The organism is Tabrizicola soli, from assembly GCF_015999335.1.
Lineage (GTDB): Bacteria > Pseudomonadota > Alphaproteobacteria > Rhodobacterales > Rhodobacteraceae > Tabrizicola > Tabrizicola soli.
Genome location: NZ_JAEACP010000025.1, coordinates 35,029 through 48,474, shown reverse-complemented (window position 1 = coordinate 48,474; position 13,446 = coordinate 35,029). Strand labels below are relative to the sequence as shown.

Sequence of the window (13,446 nt, the reverse complement as noted above, 5' to 3'; positions counted from 1 at the left end):
ATTCCCGTTACGGCCGCCGCGTCAGATCGCGGTGCCGCGAGATCTGCGCCACATCCGTGTCGGCTTCAAGCGCGGTCATGACCGTGTGCAGATGTTCGACGTCGCGCAGGTCGACGTCAATGATAAGCCGGTAAAAATCCGGTTTACGATCAGTGAACCTGAGGTCGGAGATATTGGCCTTCTGCTCGCCGATCAAGGTGCAGATCCGCCCCAGCACCCCGGCGTCGTTCGAGATCGTGATGTCGAGCGATACCGTATAGGCCGGCGCGTGCCGCCCGGAATGCCAGTGCAGGTCCACCCAGCGCGAGGTCTGGTCCTCGAACTCCTCCAGCGCGCGGCAGTCGATGGCATGGACCACGACGCCCTGGCCGCGATAGGTGATGCCGACGATCCGCTCGCCCGGCACCGGCTGGCAGCACTGGGCGCGGCGGAAGCTCTGGTCGGCGGTCAGGCCCACCACCGGGCGTTTCGCGTCCACCTCCTCGGCCACGGCCATGGCAAGCTCGGGATACAGGGTTTCCACCACCCGCCGCGCCGGCATCTCGGCCGAGCCGAGGCGCGCCAGAAGATCGTTCTCGTCCGCCAGCCCCAGCATCTTGGCCGCCGTGCGCAGCGCCTTCTCGCTGGCCTTCTTGCCGACATGCTCGAAAGCCGCCCGCGCCAGTTCCTGGCCCAGCTTGACGAAGCGGCCCCGGTCCTCCTCGCGCAGGCTGCGCCGGATCGCGGCCTTCGCCCGGCCGGTGGTGACGATGTCGATCCAGCTCGCCTGCGGGCGCTGGCCCTCGGCGGTGAGGATCTCGACCGACTGGCCGTTCTTCAGCCGGGTCCACAAGGGCACCCGGATCCCGTCGATCTTGGCGGAAACGCAGGAGTTCCCGATCCGCGTATGGATCGCATAGGCATAATCCAGCGGCGTCGCCCCGCGCGGCAGCTGGATCACGTCACCCTTCGGCGTGAAGCAGAACACCTGGTCGGAATACATCTCGAGCTTCACGTTCTCGAGAAACTCGTCGGTGTCGCCTTCGTCCAGCCGCTCGGTCAGCGTGGCGATCCACTTCGCCGGATCGACCGCGAACGGGTTCGGGGCGCGCACGCCCTCGCGGTAGGACCAGTGCGCCGCGACGCCCGCCTCGGCCACCTCGTGCATCTCGCGCGTGCGGATCTGCACCTCGACCCGCTTGCCGTCGCGCCCCGAGACCGTGGTGTGGATCGAGCGATAGCCGTTGTTCTTCGGCTGGCTGATGTAATCCTTGAACCGCCCCGGCACCGCGCGCCATCTCTGGTGGATCACGCCCAGGATACGGTAGCAGTCCGCCACGCTGCCGCAGATCACCCGGAAGCCGTAGATGTCCGACAGGCTGGAGAAGGCGAGGTCCTTCTCCTGCATCTTGCGCCAGATCGAATAGGGCTTCTTCGCGCGGCCATAGACATCGGCCTCGATCTGCGCCTTCTCCAGCTCGTGCCGGATGTCGCCGGTGATCTTGTGAACCACGTCGCCCGTTTCGCGCTGCAGCGTCAGGAAGCGCCGCATGATCGAGTTGCGCGCCTCGGGGTTCAGGACCTTGAAGGACAGGTCCTCCAGCTCCTCGCGCATCCACTGCATCCCCATCCGCCCGGCGAGCGGAGCGAAGATCTCCATCGTCTCGCGCGCCTTCTGGGCCTGCTTTTCCGGCTTCATCGACTTGATCGTCCGCATGTTGTGCAGACGGTCGGCCAGCTTGACCAGGATCACCCGCAGGTCGCGGCTCATCGCCATGAAGAGCTTGCGGAAGTTCTCGGCCTGCTGGCTGCCGGCGCTGGAGAGCTGCAGGTTGGTCAGCTTCGTGACCCCGTCGACCAGTTCCGCGACCTCGGCCCCGAAAAGCTCCGCCACCTCGGAATAGGTGGAGCGCGTGTCCTCGATCGTGTCGTGCAGGAGGGCGGTGACGATGGTCGCGTCATCCAGCCGCTGCTCGGTCAGGATGGCGGCGACGGCGACCGGATGGGTGAAATAGGGCTCGCCCGACTTGCGGACCTGGCCCTCGTGCATCTTCAGCCCATAGGCATAGGCCCGACGGATCAGATCGACATTGCAACGCGGGTTGTAGTTGCGAACCAGGGCGATGAGGTCATCGACGTCGATCATCACCGCCCCACCCGCGGGCCAAGACCCTTAGACTTCGCCCTGGGCTTCCATCAGCGCGCGCAGCAGCTTTTCTTCCGACATGTCGTCCACCATCGGACGATCCATCTCGCCACCCATCAGAAGCGCCATCTGGTCTTCCTCGGGCTCGTCCACCTCGATCTGGGTCTGGTGGCTTTCGATCATCCGCTCGCGCAGGACATCGGCCGACTGGGTCTCGTCGGCGATCTCGCGCAGGGCGACGACCGGGTTCTTGTCGTTGTCGCGGTCGATGGTCAGGGGCGAGCCCGACTGGATCTCGCGCGCCCGGTGGGCAGCAAGCATCACGAGCTCGAACCTGTTCGGCACCTTGTCAACGCAATCTTCGACCGTCACGCGGGCCATGAGCAACTCCAATCCCGAAGCTTCGCTGGAAGTGGCCTATTTAGGCGCAATGGCATGGCTTGACAAGCGCGGAATCGCCGCAAATCAAAGCGGTTTCACCGCATCGCGATCCGTCTGCGGCAGCACCGCCAGCATCTGCCGCACCGTCAGGCCCAGTCGCGGATGCACCCAGTCGGGGGCTACATCGGCCAATGGAACCAGCACGAAGGCCCGGTCCTGCAACCGCGGATGCGGCAGGATCAGCCGGTCCGGCGCGGCGCTGGCCTGCTCCGCCACCGGCAGATTACGCCAACCATCCTGCACCGCCGGGTCCGGCAGCACCGAATCACCCACCGCCAGCAGGTCCAGGTCCAGCGTCCGCATCCCCCAGCGTTGCAGCCGTTCGCGCCCGAAGCGGGCCTCGACCGCATGCAGCCGCGCCAGAATCCCGGCCGCCCCCCCGGCCGCACGGCAATCGACCACTGCCGCCGCATTCACATAGTCCGGCCCCGCCCCCACCGGAAAGCAGGGCGTGGCAAAGAACCGGCTGACCGACAGCACGGGAAGACCCTCATCGGCGAGGGCGCTCAACGCATGGCTGAGGGTCGCTTCCGGAGGTTCGCCCCCGAATGGCAGATTTGCGCCGAGTGCGACCAAAGCATGATCGGATTCACGCATGATTAACCCTAAAGTTCCCAGAGTTGACTTGTCGCGACAGGATGCAAACTGATAATCACCGGAAGTCGGCTGTTGGGAATTCACTACACGATGCGCTTCGGACACGGAAGTTCGTCCAGCCGGCGGGTTTGAGGGGACCACTAGATGTTTTACAAGGACGAACGGCTTGCGCTGTTCATTGATGGTTCGAACCTTTACGCTGCGGCGAAGGCGCTGGGTTTCGACATCGACTACAAGCTTCTGCGAATGGAATTCATGCGCCGCGGCAAGCTGCTTCGGGCGTTCTACTACACCGCGCTGCTCGAGAACGAGGAATATTCCCCGATCCGGCCGCTGGTGGACTGGCTGCACTACAACGGCTTCACCATGCGCACCAAGCCGGCGAAGGAATATACCGACAGCCAGGGGCGGCGGAAGGTCAAGGGCAACATGGACATCGAGCTTTGTGTCGATGCGATGGAACTCGCGCCCCGGATCGACCATGTGGTCCTGTTCTCGGGCGACGGGGATTTCCGTCCCCTGGTGGAAAGCCTGCAGCGGCAGGGCGTCCGCGTCTCGGTCGTCTCGACGATCCGCAGCCAGCCGCCGATGATCGCCGACGAACTGCGCCGTCAGGCCGACAACTTCATCGAGCTGGACGAGTTGCGCGAAGTCATCGGCCGCCCGCCGCGCGAGCCGCGCCCCGTTACCCCCGACGAGGTTCCGGTCGGGGCGAAGTGATCCCGGCGCGTCCGGCGTGATCGCGCTTTCCGGCCTGTTTCTGGCGGCCCTCCTGGCCGCCAGCCCGCTCCCCTTCCAGTCCGAGATCGTCTTTCTCGGCCTGCAGGCCGCAGGCTGGCCCGCGCTGGCTCTGGTCCTCGTGGCCTCGGTCGGGAATGTGCTCGGTTCCTGCGTGACCTATGCGCTCGGCCGCTGGCTGGGTGGGCGTCGCGACCACCGCTGGTTCCCGCTGAAACCTGCGCAGATGGCACGGGCCGAGGCCTGGCAGGCCCGCTGGGGCGTCTGGACTCTCCTGCTCAGCTGGCTGCCGGGCGGGGACCTGTTCGTCGCCCTCGCCGGCGTGCTGCGCGTGCCCGTGGCCCTGTTCCTGCTGCTTGTCACGCTGGCCAAGACCGGCCGCTATGCCGCATTGGCCTGGCTCGGAGCTGCGGCCTTCGGGGGGTAGGAAAGGATACGGCGGGCCACCCCGGAGGTCTTGCCATTGATCCACAGACAAGCCGAAGTCTGGCGGACCCGCTGGGGCATCCGGGCTCCCCTGCTCGACTGGCTGCCGGGAGGGGCCTGCGCGTCGCCCACGCCGGAGTGCCTGTGGCGCTGTTCCCGTCGCTCGCCGCCATGCCGCGCCGGCCCGGCTTGGTGCGGCGGCCTTCGGGGCGGGAATGGATCCGGGATTCGGCCGGAAAATCTTGCCAAACCGCTAATGCCAACAGGCAAGCCATTGAAGTCACTTGGCTGGAGTAGCTGTCCCGCGCGGACAGGCACCACCACGCTGGACGCCGCCCCCCGCAGCGCCTACATCTGCCCCGACCAGCCACGGACCTTCCCGATGCCCGACCTTCCCCCCCTGACCCTCTACCTCGCCGCCCCCCGCGGCTTCTGCGCCGGGGTGGATCGCGCCATCAAGATCGTCGAGATGGCCCTGCAGAAATGGGGCCCCCCGGTCTACGTCCGGCACGAGATCGTCCACAACCGCTTCGTCGTCGACGCCCTCCGCGCCCAGGGCGCCGTCTTCGTCGAGGAGCTGTCGGAATGCCCCGACGACCGCCCCGTCGTCTTCTCGGCCCACGGCGTCCCGAAATCCGTCCCGGCCGAGGCCGCCGACCGCCGGATGATCGCCGTGGACGCGACCTGCCCCCTCGTCACCAAGGTCCATAACGAGGCCGCCCGGCACCACGAGGCCGGCACCCAGATGATCTACATCGGCCACGCCGGCCACCCCGAGACGGTGGGCACCATGGGCCAGCTTCCCCCCGGCGAGGTCCTGCTGGTCGAGACGGTCGAGGATGTCGCCCGCCTGCAGGTCCGCGACCCCGCAAAGCTCGCGTTCATCACCCAGACCACGCTCTCGGTCGACGACACCGCCGGGATCGCCGCCGCGCTGAAGGCCCGCTTCCCCCTGATCCACGCCCCCGCCCACGACGACATCTGCTACGCCACCACCAACCGCCAGGCCGCCGTCAAGGCCGTCGCCCCGAAGATCGACGCGCTGCTGGTGATCGGGGCGCCGAACTCGTCGAACTCGCGCCGCCTGGTCGAGGTCGGCAGCGCGGCGGGCTGCGGCTACTCGATGCTGATCCAGCGCGCCGCCGACATCGACTGGCGCGCCCTCACGGGTGTCCGCGCCATCGGCCTGACCGCCGGGGCCAGCGCGCCCGAAGTGCTGGTCAACGAGGTCATCGACGCCTTCCGCACCCGTTTCGCCGTAACCGTGGAACAGGTCGAGACCGCAGTCGAGGACATCGAGTTCAAGGTCCCCCGCATCCTGCGCGAACCGGCGTGAATTCCTTACTGGGCCGCTATTCGACCGGGATGCTATGAGGGCTGGACAGCAACGATAGCCCGGACACCAGTGATGCCCCGCCTGACCGCCCTGGCCGCCCTTCTCATGCTGCTCGCCCCCGCCGCCTTGGCCGAGGACGCCCCGGTCCTGGCGGAATACCGCGCCGACTCGGGCAGCCTGCCGCCGGAATATGCCTGGGAGGCCAGCGTCATCATCCATGAAAACGGCACGTTGTTCCTGAAGCGATGCACGGGCTACGAGACCGAGGAGCCGGCCTGCAAGACGCGCCGCGCCAAGGTCGGCGAGGCTGCGCTGGAGGCGATCCGCGCCGCCGCCGTTGCCAGCAACCTGCGCGAGGAACCGGCCCACCCGCCCGAGGATCTCGCTGTCGGCGGCGGGGCCGTCTATGGGGCGGTCTGGCTGGACGGCACGAAGATCGACCTGCCTTCGCAGGTCCGCGAACAGGATGCCGGGCGCGTCGCCGGCGTGCTTGCCGCGATCCGGGCAGCCATTCCCGCGCGCCTGCACCGCTTCCTGACCGACTGATCCGGCTGGCCTTGCGCCGCCCGTCGGGCTAGATCAGGGCCATGGACAACGACCGCCGCATCCCCCGCCCTGCCCTGCTGCTTGGCCTTGCCGGGCTGATCCCCTTCCTCTGGTCGGCCGCCACCCACCTGTCGCCGGCACTGGCCGGATGGGCCGGGCAATGGCTGCCGCCGATGTTCCTGGGGGCCTATGTCGGGCTGACCTATGGCACGGTGATCCTGTCCTTCATGTCCGGCGTCCTCTGGGGTTTTGCCACGAAGGCCGAGGGGCGCGAGGCCGGGGCCGCCTATGCCCTTTCGGTGATCCCGGCGCTCTGGGTGTTCTTCACCGTCACCGATGCCAGCGCCAATTCCACGATCTTCCTGGCCGCCGGCTTCGTCGGCCTCCTCCTTCTCGATGCGATGTATTCCGCCTGGGGCCTGGCGCCGGTCTGGTGGCTGCGGCTGCGGGTGATGCTGACCGTCGTCGTGCTCGCCTGCCTCGCCATCCCGTTGCAGGCCTGAGCCATGCCGCAGCTTTTCGCCTATACCGATGGTGCCTGCTCGGGCAATCCCGGCCCCGGTGGCTGGGGCGTGCTGATGCTGGCGCGCGAGGACGGGGTGGTCATCAAGGAACGCGAGTTGATGGGCGGCGAGGCACAGACCACCAACAACCGGATGGAACTGATGGCCGCGATCTCGGCGCTGGAGGCGCTGGCGCGGCCGTCCGAGATCACCATCGTCACCGACAGCGCCTATGTGAAGAATGGCGTGACCGAGTGGATCCACAACTGGAAGCGCAAGGGCTGGCGCACGGCCGGGGGACCTCCTGTCAAGAATGTCGAGCTTTGGCAAAGGCTTGATGCGGCGCAGGCGCGGCACCGCGTCACCTGGCGCTGGATCAAGGGCCATGCCGGGCATGCCGAGAACGAGCGTGCGGACGCCTTGGCCCGGGCCGGGATGGCCCCATTCAAGCCTAATTTCAAGGCCCCGGCGTGATCGACGCCTTCACCCTTCAGGACGGGCTGGACTATGCCTCGGTGCTGGTCTTCGCGCTGACCGGGGCGCTGGCGGCCAGCCGGTCGCAACTGGATGTGGTCGGATTCATCTTCATCGCCTGCCTGACCGCCACCGGCGGCGGCACGCTGCGCGATGCGATCCTGAACCGCGAGGTGTTCTGGGTCGCCGATCCGGTGGTGCTGGCGGTTGCCGCTTTCGCCGCCGTCACGGTCTTCTTCACCGCGCATCTCCTGGAAAGCCGCTACCGCGCGCTTCTGTGGTTCGACGCCGCCGCGCTGTCGGTCGCAGTCCCGGCCGGGGTCGCGGTGGCGATGGCCGAGGGGCAGGGCTGGCCGATCCTCCTGGTCATGGGGATGATCACCGGCTGCATGGGCGGGCTGCTGCGCGACGTGGTCTGCAACGAGGTGCCGCTGGTCCTGAAACAGGGCGAGCTTTACGCGACCTGCGCGCTGGCCGGGTCGCTGGGCGCGGTGCTGGGCGGGCTGGCGGGGCTGGGCCATGGGCTCTCGCTCCTCCTTTGCGCCGGAATCGTCTTCACCCTGCGCGCGGGCAGCATTGCGCTGGGCTGGCGGCTGCCGGTCTACCGCTCGCATCCGCCAAGTCCGGGGGCGCCGAAACGCTAGGCTTGCAGGGTGAACGGGCGTTCGCCTATCCTCGCCCCATGCCGCGCAGCCGTACCATTCCCGACGAACAGGTCTTTGCCGCCGTCCAGCGCCTGCTGGACCGGGGCGGGGACAAGGCCGTGTCCTTCGGCAGCGTGGCCGGCGCGACCGGGCTGGCCGCGCCGACGCTGGCGCAAAGGTATGGCAGCCGCGACGGCATGGTCCGCGCCGCCCGGCTGGCCGCCTGGGACGCGCTCGAGGCGCGCACGGTGCTGGCGATCGCGGCCAGCGCCGGGAAGGGGCCGCCGGGGCTGCTGAAGGCGATCGGCCCGGTGGATCCGCAGGGGATGGCCGCCGATCTCCGCGATCCCGAACTGATCCAGCGTGCGGCCGCTTGGCGCGCGACGGTGGAATCGGCGCTGGCGCTGCGGCTGGGTACGGGAGAGAAGGCGCGGGAGAGCGCGGCGCTGCTGTTCGCGGCCTGGCAGGGTCAGACCTTGTGGTCGGCCCTTGGCGCGCCTGGCTTCCGGCTGAAGGACGCGGCCAAGCGGCTTACCTAGACCAGGATTTCCAGGCCCAGACCAGCACCAGCGCCCCGAGAAGCGCGCCGGCAAAGCCCGCCCCGGCCCCGGTCAGCAAGACCAGCCCGCGCAGGACCAGCCCGCCGATCAATGCGCCGAAGACGCCAAGCGCGATGGTGGTCGGGGTGTCGAGATCGACCTTGAGGATACGCGTCGCCAGAAAGCCCGCCGCCGCGCCCACGATCAGTAGCCAGATGAACGGCATGTCCGCTCTCCCCTTTGCTTGCCGAATATGGGGATGCCGGGGCGGTTGCGCTACAGTCTTTCCGGCAGGACCAGGCCGCGCAGCACCTCGGCGGCCGGCATGGGGCGCTTGCCCTCGCGCTGCGCCTCGGTGATCTCGACTGCGCCAGAGCCGCAGGCGATGGTGAAGCCGTGCAGCACCTGCCCCGGACCGCCCGCGCCCTCGGCCAGGCGCGAGCGCAGGAGCTTCACCCTCTCGCCCCCCACCATCACCCATGCCCCCGGAAAGGGCGAAAGGCCGCGGATCAGCCGGTCGACCTCGACCGCCGGGCGGGAGAAATCGACCCGCGCCTCGGCCTTGTCGATCTTGGCGGCATAGGTCGCACCCTCGGCCGGTTGCGGTTCGGGAACCAGCGTGGGCAGCCGGTCCAGAGCCTGCAGGATCAGGCGCGCGCCCAGGGTGCTCAGGCGGTCGTGGAGTTCGGCCGTGGTCTCCTCCGGCCCGATCGGCAGGGCCTCGCGCAGAAGGACCGGGCCGGTGTCCAGCCCCGCCTCCATCCGCATGATGCAGACCCCGGTCTCGCGGTCGCCGGCCATGATCGCCCGGTGGATCGGCGCGGCCCCGCGCCAGCGCGGCAGAAGCGAGGCGTGGATGTTCAGGCAGCCATGCCGCGGCGCGTCCAGTATCGGCCGGGGCAGGATCAGGCCATAGGCGACGACGACCGCCACATCCGCTGCCAGTGCAGCAAAGTCCCGCGCCGCATCTTCGCTGCGCAGCGAGACCGGATACCGCACCGGCAGGCCAAGCGCCTCGGCCCGTTGCTGCACCGGGCTGGGACGGTCGGCCTTGCCGCGTCCGGCGGGGCGGGGCGGCTGGCAATAGACCGCGACGACCTGGTGCTCGCGGTGCAAAGCCTCGAGCACCGGGACGCTGAACTCGGGCGTGCCCATGAAGACGACCCTCATCCGCGCCGCCCCAGTTTCTGCGCCCTGGCGATCAGCATCTTCCGCTTCAGCGGCGAGAGGTGGTCGAAATACATCTTGCCCGCCAGATGGTCGATCTGGTGCTGCACGGAGGTCGCCCAGAGGCCGACGAAATCCCGCTCCTCGACCGCACCGCCCTCGTTCAGGAAGCGCACCGTCACCGCGCGGGGACGCTGGATCACGGCCGAGACGCCGGGCAGGTTCGGGCTCGCCTCCTCATGCTCGCGCGGCTGGACGCTGGCGTGCAGGATCTCGGGATTGGCCATCCGCACCGCCTGACCCCGCGCCTCGGAGGCATCGACCACCGCCAGCCGCAAGGGCACGCCGATCTGCACGGCGGCGAGGCCGTAGCCCGGCATCGCCTCTATCGTGTCGATCATGTCGGCCCAGATCGCCCGGACCTCATCTGTGATCGCCGGGACATCGGCGGCAGGCCTGCGCAGGATCGGGTCGGGCCAGGGCAGGCAGCGGCGGACGGTCATGCCAGCACCTCCGCCTCGGCCTTGGCGCGGGCGTCCGGGGCAAGACGGTCCAGCGTCAGGATGCCGTCGAGATGGTCGTATTCATGCTGCACGCAGACGGCGGCGAACCCGTCCAGCAGCGCCTCGTGCCGCTGGCCCTGCAGGTCGGTCCAGCGCGCCCGGACCTGCGGCGCGCGCGCCACCTGCGTCACCGGGCCGGGGATCGACAGGCAGCCCTCAGGACTAGGAACCGGCGCGCCCAGAAGCTCGATCTCGGGGTTCACGAACACCATCGGCGCGGGCTCCCCGGTCTTCCAGGCCACATCCATCACGAACATGCGCACCAGCCGCCCGACCTGCGGCGCGGCAAGACCGCGACCGGGGGCGGCATACATCGTCTCCAGCATGTCGGCGGCCAGGGCGCGCAAATCGTCGTCCAGCACCGCCGGGGCGCAAAGCCGCGACAGGCGCGGATCGGGCCAGCGCAGGATCGGCAGCAGCATCGGCACCCTCCTTCCGGGCTAGACCGCCCGCGCGCGTTCCCGCTTCAGCTTTTCCATCTTGCGGGTGATCATCTGGCGCTTCAGCGGGCCGAGGTAGTCGATGAAGAGCTTGCCATCCAGATGGTCGATCTCATGCTGCACGCAGGTCGCCCAGAGCCCGGCGAACTGACGCTCCTGCTCTTGCCCGTCCAGGTCGGTCCAGCGCACCTGAACCTCGGCCGGGCGCTTGACCTCGGCATATTGGTCGGGGATCGAGAGGCAGCCTTCCTCATAGGTGGACAGGTCCTCGGAGGACCAGAGGACCTGCGGGTTGAACAGGGCAATCGGTTCCGGCGGGCCGTCCTTGATGCAGTCCATCACGATCAGCCGTTTCGTCACGCCGACCTGAGGCGCGGCAAGGCCGATGCCGGGCGCGTCATACATCGTTTCCAGCATGTCGCCGGCCAGCTGGCGCAACTCGGGCGTGATTTCGGCCACCGGGTCGCAGACCTTCTTGAGGCGCGGATCGGGATGGATCAGGATGGGGCGGATCATGCGTTGCGATCTACGAAAGCCGGGGCGACATGGCAAGGGGAAGGCGCGGAAAAGGATGCGGGAAAGGGAAGACGGCGATGCGGGACGAAGTTATTCATCTATCGCCAAGCAAGGAACATATTCCCAATCTGATCTGAATAATCAGAATGACTTCCCATTCATAAAAAGATAATCGGATGAAAATTCCGCAAGAAGGACCAGCCTGAATGAGCTTCGACACCCCGATCGACCGCACCGGCTCGCATTGCGCGAAATGGGACATGATGCCCTCCCTCTATGGCCTGCCGCCCGGCGAGGGGCTGGCGATGTGGGTCGCGGACATGGAGTTCCGCCCGCCGCAGGTCGTGCAGGCCGCGCTGGAGAAGATGCTGGCCCATGGCGTCTACGGCTATTTCGGCGACGAAAGCGCCTATCTGGCGGCGATCCGCTGGTGGATGGCCAACCGCCACGGCTGGGAGGTCGCGCCCGAGTGGATCTTCACCACCCATGGCCTGGTGAACGGCACCGCGCTTTGCGTGCACAGCTTCACCCAGCCCGGCGACGCGGTGATCCTGATGACGCCGGTCTACCACGCCTTCGCCCGGGTGATCAAAGCCGCGGGCCGCGAGGTGCTGGAATGTCCGCTGGCCCTGGAGGACGGCACCGCGCGGCTGGACCTTGCCGCCTGGGAGGGGCTGCTGACCGGCCGCGAGAAGATGCTGATCCTCTGCTCGCCGCACAATCCGGGCGGGCGGGTCTGGACGGCGGAAGAGCTGCGCCGGATCGCCGATTTCTGCGTGAAGCACGGGTTGATCCTGGTCTCGGACGAGATCCACCATGACCTGGTCTTCCCGGGACAGAAGCATCTGGTGATGGCGAAGGCCGCGCCCGACATCGCCGACCGGCTGGTGATGATGACCGCCAGCACCAAGACCTTCAACATCGCGGGCGCGCATATCGGCAACGTGATCATCGCCGATCCCGCGCTGCGCAAGACCTTTGCCAATACGATCAATGCGCTCGGCATCTCGCCCAATTCCTTCGGGATGCATATGGCGACGGCCGCCTACAGCCCCGAGGGCGCGGCCTGGGTCGATGACCTGATGCGCTATCTGGACGGCAACCGCCGGTTGTTCGACGAAGGCATCGCCGGGATCCCCGGCCTGCGCTCGACGCCGCTGGAGGCGACCTATCTGGCCTGGGTCGATTTCTCGGGCACCGGGATGACTCCGGCCGAGGTGATCGAGCGGGTGGAAAAGCAGGCGAAGATCGCGACCAACCACGGCGCGGCCTTCGGCAAGGGGGGCGAGGCCTACCTGCGCTTCAACCTCGCCTGTCCGCGCCCCCAGGTGGCGGAGGCCGTCGCACGCCTGCAGCACGCCTTCGCCGACCTGCAATGAAGCGCCTCGCGCGGCGGCTGGCCTGGTTGGCGCTGGCGGCCGCGCTTGGACTGCTCGCGGCGCCGCTGTTCCGTGCGCCGGCCCCCTTGCCGCCCCTGACCGGCACGGTGGAGCGGATCGTGATCGAGAAGGCCGCGCGGCGCATGTCGCTGATCCAGGACGGCAAGACGGTGCGGAGCTACCGGGTCGCACTGGGCTTCGCGCCCGAGGGGGACAAGCGGCGCCAGGGCGACGGCAAGACGCCCGAGGGCGAGTTCACCATCGACCGCCGCAACGACCGCAGCGCCTTTCACCTGTCGCTGGGGCTGGACTACCCGCGCGCCGGGGACAGGGCCGAGGCCGCAAAGGCCGGAGTCGATCCCGGCGGCGACATCTTCATCCACGGCCAGCCCAATGCCCTGTCCGAGGGGTTCAAGCTGGGCGGCGACTGGACGGCGGGCTGCGTCGCCCTGACCAATGCCGAGATGCGCGAGATCTGGCAGGTCGCGCCCGTCGGCACCAGGGTGGAAATCCGGCCCTGACGCTCGTCGATGACTTCGTCACTCCTCGCAAGCGCGCCGACGAGGAGACGAAGTCGAACGAGGAGGGATCCGCGACCCGTTCAGGTCCTTGGCAGATAACCCACCGGCGCGTTCTCGTCGCGCCAGAAGTCGAGCGGCGCGCGGTCCGACACCGCCGTCGCACGCTTGAAGTCGCAGACCAGTTCGCCATTCTCGATCGCCGAGGCGACGATCAGGCACTGGAACACATGCCGCGAGCCGTCGTAGACATCGACCAACCCGCGCAGCTTGCCCGGCGACAGGTCCGCGTCCAGCGCAAAGCCCTGGTCCCAGAAGCGCAGCACCGGAAAGACCGCATCGCCCACCTGGACCCGCAGCCGGGACTTGCGGCGAAGATCCTTCTTGCGCGCGGCCTCCAGCCCCTCGCGCACTTCCTTGGGCAGAAACTCAAGCATGGCAGCCCCCTGCATCTTGCTTCCAGTCTGGATCCGGGCCCGAAAAAATCAAGCTGC

The 13,446-nt window shown here is 68.1% G+C and carries 19 protein-coding genes; 10 read left to right on the top strand and 9 right to left on the bottom strand.

Annotation, left to right across the window (positions count from 1 at the left end):
• Positions 1-7 precede the first annotated feature (7 nt).
• From I7S92_RS19880 to folK, 3 genes are all read right to left on the bottom strand, one after another.
• Positions 8-2,125 carry a RelA/SpoT family protein gene (locus I7S92_RS19880; RefSeq protein ID WP_197647256.1) on the bottom strand — a complete coding sequence of 706 codons (2,118 nt, stop codon included), beginning with the start codon at positions 2,123-2,125 and terminating at the stop codon, positions 8-10.
• A 27-nt stretch (positions 2,126-2,152) separates the two neighbouring features.
• Positions 2,153-2,506, bottom strand: a complete 354-nt coding sequence (rpoZ, locus tag I7S92_RS19875) for a DNA-directed RNA polymerase subunit omega (RefSeq protein WP_197647255.1) — start codon at positions 2,504-2,506, stop codon at positions 2,153-2,155.
• 84 nt (positions 2,507-2,590) lie between these two features.
• Positions 2,591-3,163 carry a 2-amino-4-hydroxy-6-hydroxymethyldihydropteridine diphosphokinase gene (gene folK, locus I7S92_RS19870; RefSeq protein WP_197647254.1) on the bottom strand — a complete coding sequence of 191 codons (573 nt, stop codon included), beginning with the start codon at positions 3,161-3,163 and terminating at the stop codon, positions 2,591-2,593.
• Between the two features lie 144 nt (positions 3,164-3,307).
• On the opposite strand from folK, the gene I7S92_RS19865 reads away from it, so the two are divergent.
• The 8 genes from I7S92_RS19865 (at position 3,308) to I7S92_RS19830 (ending at position 8,369) form a co-directional block, all read left to right on the top strand.
• Positions 3,308-3,883 carry a LabA-like NYN domain-containing protein gene (locus I7S92_RS19865; RefSeq protein WP_197647253.1) on the top strand — a complete coding sequence of 192 codons (576 nt, stop codon included), beginning with the start codon at positions 3,308-3,310 and terminating at the stop codon, positions 3,881-3,883.
• A gap of 16 nt (positions 3,884-3,899) precedes the next feature.
• Positions 3,900-4,328, top strand: a complete 429-nt coding sequence (locus I7S92_RS19860; protein WP_197647252.1) for a YqaA family protein — start codon at positions 3,900-3,902, stop codon at positions 4,326-4,328.
• A gap of 381 nt (positions 4,329-4,709) precedes the next feature.
• Complete coding sequence (gene ispH / locus I7S92_RS19855; RefSeq protein WP_197647279.1) at positions 4,710-5,663, top strand: 4-hydroxy-3-methylbut-2-enyl diphosphate reductase; 954 nt, start codon at positions 4,710-4,712, stop codon at positions 5,661-5,663.
• 72 nt (positions 5,664-5,735) lie between these two features.
• Positions 5,736-6,209, top strand: a complete 474-nt coding sequence (locus I7S92_RS19850) for a hypothetical protein (protein ID WP_197647251.1) — start codon at positions 5,736-5,738, stop codon at positions 6,207-6,209.
• Positions 6,210-6,250: 41 nt separating this feature from the next.
• Complete coding sequence (locus tag I7S92_RS19845; RefSeq protein WP_197647250.1) at positions 6,251-6,712, top strand: DUF3429 domain-containing protein; 462 nt, start codon at positions 6,251-6,253, stop codon at positions 6,710-6,712.
• 3 nt (positions 6,713-6,715) lie between these two features.
• A complete protein-coding gene (rnhA, locus tag I7S92_RS19840; protein WP_197647249.1) occupies positions 6,716-7,186 on the top strand; it encodes a ribonuclease HI in 471 nt (156 codons plus the stop codon).
• Entirely contained in the window at positions 7,186-7,830 is a 645-nt protein-coding gene (locus I7S92_RS19835) for a trimeric intracellular cation channel family protein (protein WP_386003988.1), read from the top strand. Before rnhA ends, I7S92_RS19835 begins: the two co-directional genes overlap by 1 nt.
• 38 nt (positions 7,831-7,868) lie before the next feature.
• On the top strand, positions 7,869-8,369 hold the full coding sequence (locus I7S92_RS19830; protein ID WP_197647248.1) for a transcriptional regulator: 501 nt from the start codon (positions 7,869-7,871) through the stop codon (positions 8,367-8,369).
• Here the strand turns inward: I7S92_RS19830 and I7S92_RS19825 are convergent.
• The 5 genes from I7S92_RS19825 to def (I7S92_RS19805) are packed head-to-tail and all read right to left on the bottom strand — an operon-like array spanning position 8,362 to position 11,055.
• Complete coding sequence (locus I7S92_RS19825) at positions 8,362-8,595, bottom strand: GlsB/YeaQ/YmgE family stress response membrane protein (protein WP_197647247.1); 234 nt, start codon at positions 8,593-8,595, stop codon at positions 8,362-8,364. The two genes, I7S92_RS19830 and I7S92_RS19825, sit on opposite strands and share 8 nt — an antisense overlap.
• A gap of 50 nt (positions 8,596-8,645) precedes the next feature.
• Positions 8,646-9,539, bottom strand: a complete 894-nt coding sequence (gene fmt / locus I7S92_RS19820; RefSeq protein WP_197647246.1) for a methionyl-tRNA formyltransferase — start codon at positions 9,537-9,539, stop codon at positions 8,646-8,648.
• The gene (gene def, locus I7S92_RS19815; protein ID WP_197647245.1) at positions 9,536-10,039 is read right to left on the bottom strand and encodes a peptide deformylase; all 504 of its coding nucleotides are present in this window, start codon (positions 10,037-10,039) and stop codon (positions 9,536-9,538) included. The genes fmt and def (I7S92_RS19815) overlap by 4 nt, the downstream gene beginning before the upstream one ends.
• Positions 10,036-10,521 carry a peptide deformylase gene (def, locus tag I7S92_RS19810; RefSeq protein WP_197647244.1) on the bottom strand — a complete coding sequence of 162 codons (486 nt, stop codon included), beginning with the start codon at positions 10,519-10,521 and terminating at the stop codon, positions 10,036-10,038. Before def (I7S92_RS19810) ends, def (I7S92_RS19815) begins: the two co-directional genes overlap by 4 nt.
• An 18-nt stretch (positions 10,522-10,539) precedes the next feature.
• On the bottom strand, positions 10,540-11,055 hold the full coding sequence (gene def, locus I7S92_RS19805; RefSeq protein ID WP_197647243.1) for a peptide deformylase: 516 nt from the start codon (positions 11,053-11,055) through the stop codon (positions 10,540-10,542).
• Positions 11,056-11,261: 206 nt separating this feature from the next.
• Here def (I7S92_RS19805) and I7S92_RS19800 point away from each other — a divergent pair, with 206 nt between their 5' ends.
• A complete protein-coding gene (locus I7S92_RS19800; RefSeq protein WP_197647242.1) occupies positions 11,262-12,434 on the top strand; it encodes a MalY/PatB family protein in 1,173 nt (390 codons plus the stop codon).
• Positions 12,431-12,955: a L,D-transpeptidase family protein gene (locus I7S92_RS19795; protein ID WP_197647241.1), complete on the top strand. Its 525-nt coding sequence runs from the start codon at positions 12,431-12,433 to the stop codon at positions 12,953-12,955. Before I7S92_RS19800 ends, I7S92_RS19795 begins: the two co-directional genes overlap by 4 nt.
• A gap of 80 nt (positions 12,956-13,035) precedes the next feature.
• Here I7S92_RS19795 and I7S92_RS19790 read toward each other — a convergent pair whose 3' ends face one another.
• Positions 13,036-13,389, bottom strand: a complete 354-nt coding sequence (locus tag I7S92_RS19790; protein WP_197647240.1) for a hypothetical protein — start codon at positions 13,387-13,389, stop codon at positions 13,036-13,038.
• Positions 13,390-13,446: the final 57 nt, after the last annotated feature.

What these genes read in the sequence shown, in the direction of transcription:
- I7S92_RS19880 (WP_197647256.1), bottom strand. Translation starts at nt 2,125, where the DNA reads ATGATCGACGTCGATGACCTCATCGCCCTGGTTCGCAACTACAACCCG.
- rpoZ (WP_197647255.1), bottom strand. Translation starts at nt 2,506, where the DNA reads ATGGCCCGCGTGACGGTCGAAGATTGCGTTGACAAGGTGCCGAACAGG.
- folK (WP_197647254.1), bottom strand. Translation starts at nt 3,163, where the DNA reads ATGCGTGAATCCGATCATGCTTTGGTCGCACTCGGCGCAAATCTGCCA.
- I7S92_RS19865 (WP_197647253.1), top strand. Translation starts at nt 3,308, where the DNA reads ATGTTTTACAAGGACGAACGGCTTGCGCTGTTCATTGATGGTTCGAAC.
- ispH (WP_197647279.1), top strand. Translation starts at nt 4,710, where the DNA reads ATGCCCGACCTTCCCCCCCTGACCCTCTACCTCGCCGCCCCCCGCGGC.
- I7S92_RS19850 (WP_197647251.1), top strand. Translation starts at nt 5,736, where the DNA reads ATGCCCCGCCTGACCGCCCTGGCCGCCCTTCTCATGCTGCTCGCCCCC.
- I7S92_RS19845 (WP_197647250.1), top strand. Translation starts at nt 6,251, where the DNA reads ATGGACAACGACCGCCGCATCCCCCGCCCTGCCCTGCTGCTTGGCCTT.
- rnhA (WP_197647249.1), top strand. Translation starts at nt 6,716, where the DNA reads ATGCCGCAGCTTTTCGCCTATACCGATGGTGCCTGCTCGGGCAATCCC.
- I7S92_RS19830 (WP_197647248.1), top strand. Translation starts at nt 7,869, where the DNA reads ATGCCGCGCAGCCGTACCATTCCCGACGAACAGGTCTTTGCCGCCGTC.
- I7S92_RS19825 (WP_197647247.1), bottom strand. Translation starts at nt 8,595, where the DNA reads ATGCCGTTCATCTGGCTACTGATCGTGGGCGCGGCGGCGGGCTTTCTG.
- fmt (WP_197647246.1), bottom strand. Translation starts at nt 9,539, where the DNA reads ATGAGGGTCGTCTTCATGGGCACGCCCGAGTTCAGCGTCCCGGTGCTC.
- def (WP_197647245.1), bottom strand. Translation starts at nt 10,039, where the DNA reads ATGACCGTCCGCCGCTGCCTGCCCTGGCCCGACCCGATCCTGCGCAGG.
- def (WP_197647244.1), bottom strand. Translation starts at nt 10,521, where the DNA reads ATGCTGCTGCCGATCCTGCGCTGGCCCGATCCGCGCCTGTCGCGGCTT.
- def (WP_197647243.1), bottom strand. Translation starts at nt 11,055, where the DNA reads ATGATCCGCCCCATCCTGATCCATCCCGATCCGCGCCTCAAGAAGGTC.
- I7S92_RS19800 (WP_197647242.1), top strand. Translation starts at nt 11,262, where the DNA reads ATGAGCTTCGACACCCCGATCGACCGCACCGGCTCGCATTGCGCGAAA.
- I7S92_RS19795 (WP_197647241.1), top strand. Translation starts at nt 12,431, where the DNA reads ATGAAGCGCCTCGCGCGGCGGCTGGCCTGGTTGGCGCTGGCGGCCGCG.
- I7S92_RS19790 (WP_197647240.1), bottom strand. Translation starts at nt 13,389, where the DNA reads ATGCTTGAGTTTCTGCCCAAGGAAGTGCGCGAGGGGCTGGAGGCCGCG.